This is a genomic window from Rhodococcus sp. AW25M09, from assembly GCF_000333955.1.
GTDB lineage: Bacteria > Actinomycetota > Actinomycetes > Mycobacteriales > Mycobacteriaceae > Rhodococcoides.
The window spans coordinates 1-10,055 of record NZ_CAPS01000136.1 but is presented as its reverse complement, the minus strand read 5'-3'; the positions used below and the strand labels follow the sequence as shown (position 1 = coordinate 10,055).

Genomic DNA, 10,055 nt, shown 5'->3' with positions numbered 1-10,055 from the left:
ACTGACCCGATCGAGGGGCACCCGCCACCCGAAGAGATCACCCAACTCCTCACCGGCGTCGACCCCGCCGACATCTCCGACATCTGCGACCGCGTCGAAGAATGAGTACCGTCCTGCATCTTGCTCTTCGTGGAACTCCTTCTGCGGAGCAGCCGTCTCATTCAGCTGGGCTATAGTCCTGAATCTGCCAGCCCTGGGCGGTTTTCGCCACGACCACCTTCAACAATGTCGGCAGTTCACTCGGTTGTGGATTCTGCACGTTCTGCGTCTTCTGGCTCGCGAAGACCATCACCGTGTATTCTCCGTCGGCGTCACCGGTGACGCTGGTGGCCAGAACGCGTCCCGACGCCTGCACCTGGGCCTGCTGGATAATCTGGGTCAGCGTCGGCCGAACCTCGTCGTACCGCTTGACGAGCGCCTCACCCGCGTCCTCTTTGACTGCCGCGAAAAAGGCGTCGGTGTTCTGGTAGCTGTAGGTCAGGGATCTGGTCGTGTAATCCGAGGCGGCCTTCGCCGCGGCGGCCCGTTGCGCGGCGTCGTTTTCCAATACCGACTTCGCTTCGTCGGCCTCGAGGTAGAGGTAGGCGAACACGCCGGCCAGCACAGCGAGCACCACGATCACGGCCGAAACCACCACGGCACGTGATCGCGGCAATGCTGACCAGCGGTGCCCACCTGGCGAGGGGGGGTCGACGTCGCTGTCTCTAGCCCCAGCCGTGGCTACGGCGGACGCGGCTGGGGCGTTTTCGTCCAGCAGTAGATCGCCATCCGGCGTCGCTGCTGCCGCGCTGTCCTCGACCTCAGTGGGCTCGGGGTGCGGTTTCGTTCGGTCGTCATTTGTCATGTGGGACCTTCTGTGTACTTACGGTGACAGTCGCTTGCGGACGGGTCGTCACCGTGGCGGCGACGACACGGTGACGGGGACCTCGGCGCGACCTGGTCGCGACGCCGGGAAAGTTCGGCCGAGGAGGTCGCCGATCGACCCGAAGTCGACGTATGTGTCCGCGACCTTCTCGGTCGCCGGTTTCACCGCCCGGGTGATCGTCAGCAGATCCGGCTGCAGGATCTGAATATAGCCGTTGAGCTTTTCCACAAGCTTCAACACGGGAGGCCACTTGTCGTACGAGGTGGTTGTGAACCTGATGAACGCCCGTTGAATCCGCGCCAGCCCGTTCACGGCGTCAGGGGTGCGCACAGATGCCGTACTGAGGACGTCCCCGGCATTGGACAAGAGGCCGAGCAGGAACTCGGCGTTGTCCGCGGTCACCCGGACGGACCCATCTTTGCCGACGAAATCGACTAAACGGTGCATCATGTCGCCGATCGTGTCGAGGTCTTCCTGCCGTCCGGCGACGGCCTCGGCGACGGTCTTGTTGATGGACTCGATCGATTCCGGGTCGAGCCCATCTGCCACTGCAGCCAACTTTGGCAACACCTGGGGAACCGATTGCGACACGTGCACCGCGTCCGCGGGCACCACGTCTCCGTTATCGAAGTACCCACCGGTGGCCGTGCCCGCGGGCACGAAGTTGATGTACTGTTCCCCCGCGAGCGACAGATTCTGGATAGACATCTCGCTGTCCTGGGGGATCTTGTGGTCGGAATCGATCGTCATCACGACCTTAATTGCCGAATCCGCGACGTTGATCGAGGACACCTTTCCGACGGGTACCCCCCGCACCATCACCGGCGATGTGTCCAGCAGACCGCCTGAACTGTCGATGATGGCGGTTAACGAGTACTCGGAGCGGGTGGGGTTGATGTGTGCCACGCCGACGACGAGGTAGCCGAGCCCTACGACGAACACGACGGCGAGAGCCAGTATCGATATGAGCGTGCTGCTGCGGTTCACGGCATCATTCCGATTGATCTCAACACGGTTATGAAGGATTCGGCGTCACGCCGCGCTAGGTCCCGACCATCGATGGAGATGTCCGAGAGATTAATGTCGGGCGACCGCACGAATGGAATGAGTTTGTCGCGGATGACGCTCGTTGCTCGCTCCGTGACGGACTTCGAGTAGATGTCGGAGTTGGCGATCGAATCGATCACCGGGGCGATCCCGGCCACTGACTCCTTTATCCGTAAGTACTCCGGATCCACGATCCTGCCCGCGGACACAGCGAAATCACGCAAGTTGGCGATGAGTAACGCGACCTCGATCAGGGAGTAGCCGAGACCAGAAAAGTTGCGTCCGCCCTTGGTCAGCATCCGGTCGATTCCCGACGGATCGTCCAAGATCACTTTCAGAGTCTGATCCGCCGACCTCAACACTACGTCGAGTTTGTCGGTATTCGAGGAGACCTCCGAGACGGTCTCCAGCGTTGTCCGATACAGGGCGTCGAATTGCTGCAAATCCTTGGGGAACGTGGTGTTCAATGTCGAGATCGCGGTGTGGATCTTGTCGAGCTCACCGCCGCCGAGGACATTCGACATCCCGCGCATGACGTCCTCGACATTTGCTGCCGGCTCGGTCCGTGCCAACGGGATCACCGAACCCGACCGCAGCAAGGCACCCGTCGACGGCTCGGCTGGGGGAAGGATGGCAACGTAGATCTCACCAAGGAGAGTGTCCTGACGCAGCTCAGCCCGCGATTCGCCCGGCAGCTGAGTCGTGTTGTCGATGCGAGCTTTCACGACCGCATGCCCGTTCTCGTACGTGACATCTTCGACGACTCCGACGCTGATTCCCCCCGAGAGAACTTTTGCGAGGGCCGGCAAGTTGAGTGCGCTGGTGAACTCCATCTGGATGTCGTAACCGTCCGCGTCGGAGGTCGCTATCGTCGGCGGATTGTCGGCGTTGATCCCACACGACGTCACGAAAACTATCGTTGCCATCAGTGCGACCACCATGGGTCCGAAGCATGCGCGATTGACCGAGATCATCAGGCCCCTCCCCCCATCATCCCTGCGATCGTCCTCGATACATCGCTGGACCCGCAGACTCCGTTTGCCACCGGCGCGGCGCAGCCACCGACCAGGCTTCGCAAAGGCAGCGACACTGCGAACGCCTGCACAATTGACTTGGCATCGGGGTGTTTCACGATGAGGTCTGCCGTGCGGGCTGCGATCGCTACCACCATGTCCGGCTGCTCTCCCATGTCGGCGATGAGCGGAACGGCAGCATCACCGATCGCGAATATCGGGGGACCGAAATCCGTTGCGAACCTCGAGAGGATCGGAACGAACGTCCCCGCGTACTCGACTGCCGCGCCGAAGGTCTGGCCGAACGCGATGATGACCTCGATGGCACCTACGAAGTTGTCGAAGAGGGCGGTCACCTCTTTGTCGTTCTCGGTTGCCACCCCCGTCAGTGCGGCGAGGTTCCCGACGATGCTGCGAATCTGCATATCCCGCTTTGCCGGGTCGTCGATGAGCGTGGCAGAGTCCTTGATGATCCCGGCCACGTCACCCTGCGTTCCTTCTAGATTGCGGGAGACGAGCTCGAGGGACTGCAAGATCGCGTCGGTGTTCCTGCCGTTGTCCTTGACCAGTTCCTCGGACAAGTTGCTGATCGAGTCGAGCGTCTGACTGATTCCCAGCGGGGTTCTCGTCTTACTCAACGGAATGCACTGATCCGTCTCGTATCGGGCTCCATCAGAGTACGGCTTGGTGAACTCGATTTGACGTTCGGTCACGATGGATGTCGACACCAGAGTCGCGCCGACGTCGGCGGGCAGCAGAACGCTCTTGTCGATCCGCATGTCGATCCTTACACCGGACTGATCACTATTCTGGTGCACCCCGACGACGCTGCCTACCTTCTTGCCGAGCATGGCTACTGGGTTGCCTTCGAAGAGGCCCGATGCATCGGTGAACTCTGCACACAGGGAGCGCGTGTCGTCGGACACCCTCCCCCCTATTTCCACACTAGCGACCACCACAACCACCACCACGGCGATCAGGAGCAACAGTTTTCGGATCCATGTAGTCAACATTTGTCGTCACCACTCGGAATGCACACACGAACCTCTGGTTCTGTGGTAGTCGACGCACCGACCGGCGCCTGGAGGAGGACGCCGAGGCGCTGAGTGATCTGATCAACCTGGGTTAGGGCATCGGAGTAGCCTGGAAGCTCTGTCGACACCTTGTCGAGGAGCGTCTTGTATTGTTGGACAGACGGTTCGATTCCATCGCTGTAAGCCACGAGCGGCCTCGTGAGAAGTTTGAACAGACGCCTGAGAAGGTCGAACCCGCCGCGGACGTTCTCGATATCAGGTCCCAGCGTACTGGCAAGGAAGCTGAGTTGACGGAGAAAGTCGACCAGCACCTGTTTTTGATCGGCGAAAGCGTTGACGTATTCATCGGATAGAGCGACCGCTTTGTCGAGCTGACCGTACTGTCGCTCTAAGAGTTCCATCAAACTGCTGGTGTTCCTCAGTGCGTCGGGAATGTTTGTGTTGCCGTCGGAGAACGCATTCTGCAGCAGCGACGCAGTCTGACGGAGATCGACGCCCTTTACATCGCGGAACACCGGCGTCGTCGTCTCGAGCGTGTCCGAAATGTCGTAGGTACTCGATGTCTGAACAAGGGGGATCGCCCCCGACAGCGAGGTCGGTCCTGACCCTGGGTCCAGATCGAGAACTCGCCCGCCGATCGGCGTGATCAGGCGAACCGCTGCGGTGGCATCCGAACGGACTGGCACTGAGCCGTCGAGTCGAAATTCGACTGTGATAAACGTTCCCGCGAGGTCCACCGACGACACCGTTCCCTGTCTTATCCCCGCTATACGCACCTGATCACCCGACTCCAGCCCTCCGGTGTTGACCAGTTGAGCCGAGTACACCTTTTGGCCGGGCGGTGCGATATACACGGTCCCGGCGATTACCAGACCGACCACCACGGTCACCACCACCACAGCGGCGACGATGAGGTCGCGTCTGCGTTCGGACTGGTGATGCGGTCGATTTCGACTGAACAACCTCACTTACACACCACCAATCGTTGCCCCATAAGCGCAATCGTAGCTGTATCCGGCAGGGGCAGAAGGCCTTTCGAACATCGTGCCTCACTCGGCGTGGATTTCGTCGAAGCGTTCAGCGAGTCCATTAGAGGCTTGAGCAGTACCGCGCCATTCAGCAGCCCCTCCAACTCCCCGGGTTCTCGCCTCAGACGCTGATAGATCGTCGCGAAACTCTGGTCGTACGTTGACTCAAGTTGCTCCCCGGCGATGACAGTTTTCTCCATGGACCGGTTGACCTCGCCCAGCGACTCCCGCAACCGGTCACTCACGCGGCTGAAGGCGTCGACGATCGATCCCAGCTGGTCGACGAGCTCGACCAGCTGCGCCGAGCGGCCTTCGAGTTGGTCGGAGACCTGGCCGAGACTCGTCACGATATTCGTGATGATCTCAGACCGTTGGTCCCCGTAGGCGGTGATGTCGGCGACCTGCTCCAGAACAGGCGATATACCCCTTCCATCACCTTGAGCAACGCGCAACAAGTTGGACTGCAGTTCATTGATCTCGTCGGCGTTAAGCGTGTCGAACACCGGCTTGAACCCGTTGAACAAGGTGGACACATCAAATGAGGGAACGGTCTTGTCGAGCGCCACCTGTGTGAGCGCCGCCCCCTGTGTCTTTCCCTGTGCCGCACCGATCAATTCGACATATCGCTGTCCGAGAAGATTCTGATAACGCACGGCGGCGGTGGTGCTCGACGTGATCGCGACGTCGTTGTTCAGTTGGAAATGAACGACCGCGGTGGGCCCTTTCAGGCCGATCGCCGTCACATAACCGACCTTTACTCCCGCCAAACGCACACCGTCGCGAGGCTTGAGCCCAGATGCATCGGAGAAAACCGCAGATCGTTCAGAACTCGCTCCGTCCGAGCTGGGTTCGAGGATGGCGATGATCACGTAGGTGAGAACGCCGATGACTGCGGCGAACGCGACGATCTTGACGATGGTGGGAATTAACGACTTGAGCTTCATCTTCTCGGTCCTCCTGCTGCAAGCGCGCTCTGCAGCGCAGGTGACGTCTGCACTACCAGGGCGACCAGAAGTTGTACTCGCTCGCCGACTTGCGGCGTGGCGTTGTCGATGCTGTCCAGGATCTGCGGGATGGTGTAAATGGTCTGCGCGAGTCCCGATGCCGATCTGGCGACCGGCCTCGCCAGATCGAGGCCGACGTCCAGTACCGAACTCAACGCCGGGTAGTTTTCGCTCAACAGTCCTCCCAGTCCCCCGAACAGAACCTCGCCGGTGCTGTTGAGGTTGCCTGTGGCCTGTTTGATGGCCTCGTCGGTGGCGAAGAAGTCAGCGACGTCGACGTTTATGAGGATGCCCGGAACGAACGGCGTCATGAAGTCGGCAACGCCCTGGGACAGGTCTGCCGCGATCGCCAAATCCTGGCCCACTGGCCGCTGTTGAACGTCCCGAGTGAGCTGCGCGATCTGGAACATGAGCTGGCCGGCATCGGCAAACGTTTGGGAATCATCGACGACAAACTTCACCACAGAATTGAACGCCGGCTGATCGAGAGCATCGACCAGCTTCGAGAGTTTTCGAATCAGGGTCGATACCGAAGTGTGTTCGGACTGCAGCTTGCTCACATAGACGCTGCCGCCATCACGGATGAGGACTCCCCGCCCGGGGTCGACAATCTCCAGTGCCGTCGGCCCCAGCGCGCTGGCGGACGTGTAATTCACGGCCATGCCCTGACGCAACCGGATGTCGTCGTTCACTCCGGTGAGCTCGATTTTCACATTTACACTTTGGTCGCGCCCCGACACCGAGGACACCTTGCCCACCGTGAAGCCCCGATACTTCACCTCCGATCCGCCCTTCAACCCGTCACCAACCGCGTCGGTGGTGATCGTCACTGTCGTGTTGTCTTCATATTTTCCGGTCGCGTTGCCCGCCAGAAGATAGCCGGCAACCGTCACTACGACGAGAACCCCGATCCCGCGCAGGGTCAAGTTCGCCAGTGAGGGCGCGCGTCCTGATAGATCTTGAAATACAGCCACTTGAACTCCTAGCCCGAAATCTTGACGCCCGAATCGAAGCCCCACATCAACAGGGTTAAGATCATGTCCTCCACGACGATGATGATGAGACTGCTGCGGATCGCTCGACCAGACGCGCGGCCGACGCCTTCTGCTCCGCCGCTGGCGTAGTAACCCTGGTAGCTGTGGATGATGACGACCGACACCACGAAAACGAGGACCTTGATTACTGAGAACGCCAGATCCTGCGGTTTGAGGAACGCATCGAAATAGAAGTCATAGGTGCCACCCGACTGGCCGTGTAGAAGGATGACGACCAGCTTGGCCGCGCCGAAACTGAGTATCAGCGTTACGATGTAGAGGGGGATGATGGTAGTGATCGCCGCGACCACACGCGTGCTGACGATGTACGGAATCGGCCGCACCGCCATCGACTCGAGCGCATCGATCTCTTCGGCGATACGCATCGAACCTATTTCCGCAGTGAGGCGACAGCCGGCCTGGGCTGCGAAACCGATCGCGGCGATCATCGGTGCCAACTCTCGAGTGTTGGCGTATGACGAAATGAATCCCGTAAGAGACCCCATCCCGACCAGGTCTAGCGAGGCGTAGCCCTGGATGCCGATGGACGCCCCGACAGCCATTCCGAGAATCACAAGCACGATCGCGGTACCCCCGCCGACCAGTACAGCGCCTCGTCCCCAGGCAAACTCCTGTATGAATAAAAACGTCTGTCGTCGATAGGTGGTTGCGACGTGCCGAATTCCGGCGACGGTGTCGATGGTGAATGTTGTAATGTGCCCGAGCTGCGCGGGGACCTCAGCGAGGGGTGTCACAGCACGCACGATCGGACGAGTAACAAAAGTATAACGCGTGGATGGTACTGCGGTCACGTGTTCTCCGTCATCCGATGGTCTGCGGGACGAACATGATGGTCAGTTGGGTGATGAACACGTTGATGACGAAGCACGCCACTACCCCTAGGACCACGGTGGCGTTGACAGATGTGGCCACACCTTTGGGGCCACCTTTCGTGGACAGGCCCCGATGACACGCGATTGTCACGACCACGAGACCGAACACCACTGACTTGATCAGCGCTACAAGGATGTCCGCCGATGATGCGAACGATGCGAACGATGCGACGTAGCTCCCCGGCGTGATGCCCTGGACGTTGACGCTAAGGATGTAGCCTGCCACGAGACCGGTAAACACGATGAGCATGCATAACATCGGAGCGACGATGAGAACCGCGACGAATCGAGGTGCGACGAGTCGACGTGTCGAATTGAGTCCGAGCGTCTCCATGGCATCGATTTCTTCACGGACGGTGCGTGCGCCAAGGTCAGAGGCGATGGCCGACCCTGCCGCACCACCGAGCAGGAGCGCGGTGACGATCGGTGCCCCCTGCTGAATGATCCCGAGTCCACCGGCAGCTCCGGCGATAGATGTGGCCCCGACCTGCTGGGTTAGACTTCCGACCTGCACCGAGACGATGACGCCGAACGGAATCGCGACCAGGATCGCTGGCAACGTCGTTACGGTGATGACGAACCACGTCTGTGTGACAACCTCCCGAAACGGAAACCGTCCGGTGACAATATCGCGCACGGCCCACCGCAATGCCTGGCCGGCGAGGGCAATCGAATTTCCAAAGGTCACAAGACTGGCTGTCGCTCGACCAGCAATTTCTGTATAGATACTGGTTCTCCTCTTCTGTCTGCGCAGCTCGTCGCGATAAGGTGTTCGCACAGTATCAGGTACGCGCAGTACCTGGTACATGGTTTCGGGAACTTCCGTCGAATTAATCAGCTGAGAGGTTGGCGTGTCCCCAAGTGAACGGAGCCATCTCGATTTAGAGCCTTGTTGCCCGTGAGCTGGGCGGATAGGACGATGGAAAACATGGCTGGACGGAAACGCAACTCTGCCGAGGACATCGTGCGCGAGCTGCGCCGTGCCGACGAACTGACCGCTGCGGGCAAGACGCAGGAGGAGATCGCGGCGGAGCTCGAGGTGTCGGCGTGTCGGCGGCGACGTTGTACAACTGGCGGCGTCAGTACGCCGGGATGGACACCGATGCCGCGAAGGAACTCAAAGGAGCTTCGCGAGCAGAACGGCAAGCTCAAACGGCTGCTCGCCGAGGCCGAGCTGGAGAAGGATGCACTGCGGGAGGTAGCACTGGAAAATTCTGAGCCCAGCCGCCAAGCGCCGCGCCGTCGACGTGCTCGTGAACACCATGAGTCTGTCGAAACGACTGGCGTGCAAAGCTGTTGGGCTTGCCCGCTCCACGTACGCACGAACACCGATCGCCGAAACACCCGCGGACCCCGACGCAGCCCTGAGGGCCGCGTTGCGGACGTACGCAGGCTCGCATCCGCTGTACGGCTTCCGTCGCGCCTGGGCGCATCTGAGGCACGACGAGGGCTTGTCGGTGAACAAGAAGAAGGTGCACCGGCTCTGGAAGGAGGAGGGTCTGCAGGTTCGGATCTATCATCCGCGCAAACGCGCCGGCATCAGCTCCTGCCCGCAGATCGAAGCAGATGCTCCGAAAGTGGTGTGGGCTATGGAATTTCAGTTCGATTCGACCGTCGATGGGAAGGCGATCAAGATCGCCTTCGATGATCGACGAACACACCCGGCAGTCCCTGTTGAACATTGTGGAGCGCTCGATCACCGCGCAGGGCTGACCGACGAGCTCGACAAGACGTTCGCGCTGTGGGGCGGGCCACCGTTGGTGCTGCGAATGGACAACGGTCCAGAGTTCATTTCTCATGTGCTGCAACAGTTCTGCCGAGATCGGGTCGGTATCTCCTACATTCCGCCGGGGACGCCGTGGAACAACGGACACATCGAATCGTTCAACAATCGGCTACGGAAGGAATGCCTGAACCGCAATCACTGGACGAGCTTGCTCGAAGCGAGGGTGGTGATCGAGGACTTCAAGGACGACCACAACCATCGACACCGGCACTCATCACTCGGCTACCTCACGCCGTCCTGGGGGTCCCTCCCGCTTGCGGGGGCGTACGCTGCCCACTGCACCCACAACCACCAACCGGTCGACGGCTGCGACGTCGACTGAATCAATCACACCGTGGATCTAGAACACGG

At 60.2% G+C, this 10,055-nt stretch carries 11 protein-coding genes; 2 read left to right on the top strand and 9 right to left on the bottom strand.

What is annotated here, in order from left to right:
* Positions 1-157 precede the first annotated feature (157 nt).
* The 9 genes from RHODMAR_RS24955 to RHODMAR_RS24915 form a co-directional block, all read right to left on the bottom strand.
* On the bottom strand, positions 158-622 hold the full coding sequence (locus RHODMAR_RS24955) for a hypothetical protein (RefSeq protein ID WP_232433761.1): 465 nt from the start codon (positions 620-622) through the stop codon (positions 158-160).
* Positions 623-892: 270 nt separating this feature from the next.
* Positions 893-1,852 carry an MlaD family protein gene (locus tag RHODMAR_RS24950; protein ID WP_008720383.1) on the bottom strand — a complete coding sequence of 320 codons (960 nt, stop codon included), beginning with the start codon at positions 1,850-1,852 and terminating at the stop codon, positions 893-895.
* Positions 1,849-2,886 (bottom strand): MlaD family protein, encoded by a 1,038-nt coding sequence (locus RHODMAR_RS24945; RefSeq protein WP_008720380.1) that lies wholly within the window; start codon positions 2,884-2,886, stop codon positions 1,849-1,851. Before RHODMAR_RS24945 ends, RHODMAR_RS24950 begins: the two co-directional genes overlap by 4 nt.
* On the bottom strand, positions 2,886-3,938 hold the full coding sequence (locus tag RHODMAR_RS24940; protein WP_008720378.1) for an MlaD family protein: 1,053 nt from the start codon (positions 3,936-3,938) through the stop codon (positions 2,886-2,888). The genes RHODMAR_RS24945 and RHODMAR_RS24940 overlap by 1 nt, the downstream gene beginning before the upstream one ends.
* Positions 3,932-4,927, bottom strand: coding sequence for an MlaD family protein (locus tag RHODMAR_RS24935; protein WP_008720377.1), 996 nt, complete (start codon positions 4,925-4,927; stop codon positions 3,932-3,934). The genes RHODMAR_RS24940 and RHODMAR_RS24935 overlap by 7 nt, the downstream gene beginning before the upstream one ends.
* On the bottom strand, positions 4,924-5,931 hold the full coding sequence (locus RHODMAR_RS24930) for an MlaD family protein (RefSeq protein ID WP_008720376.1): 1,008 nt from the start codon (positions 5,929-5,931) through the stop codon (positions 4,924-4,926). The genes RHODMAR_RS24935 and RHODMAR_RS24930 overlap by 4 nt, the downstream gene beginning before the upstream one ends.
* A complete protein-coding gene (locus RHODMAR_RS24925; RefSeq protein ID WP_008720375.1) occupies positions 5,928-6,965 on the bottom strand; it encodes an MlaD family protein in 1,038 nt (345 codons plus the stop codon). The genes RHODMAR_RS24930 and RHODMAR_RS24925 overlap by 4 nt, the downstream gene beginning before the upstream one ends.
* Before the next feature lie 8 nt (positions 6,966-6,973).
* Positions 6,974-7,837: an ABC transporter permease gene (locus RHODMAR_RS24920; RefSeq protein WP_008720373.1), complete on the bottom strand. Its 864-nt coding sequence runs from the start codon at positions 7,835-7,837 to the stop codon at positions 6,974-6,976.
* Between the two features lie 10 nt (positions 7,838-7,847).
* Positions 7,848-8,606, bottom strand: coding sequence for an MlaE family ABC transporter permease (locus tag RHODMAR_RS24915; RefSeq protein ID WP_008720371.1), 759 nt, complete (start codon positions 8,604-8,606; stop codon positions 7,848-7,850).
* 359 nt (positions 8,607-8,965) lie between these two features.
* On the opposite strand from RHODMAR_RS24915, the gene RHODMAR_RS29255 reads away from it, so the two are divergent.
* Entirely contained in the window at positions 8,966-9,136 is a 171-nt protein-coding gene (locus tag RHODMAR_RS29255; protein WP_232433758.1) for a hypothetical protein, read from the top strand.
* Between the two features lie 44 nt (positions 9,137-9,180).
* Entirely contained in the window at positions 9,181-10,026 is an 846-nt protein-coding gene (locus tag RHODMAR_RS24910) for an IS3 family transposase (RefSeq protein ID WP_232433757.1), read from the top strand.
* Positions 10,027-10,055: the final 29 nt, after the last annotated feature.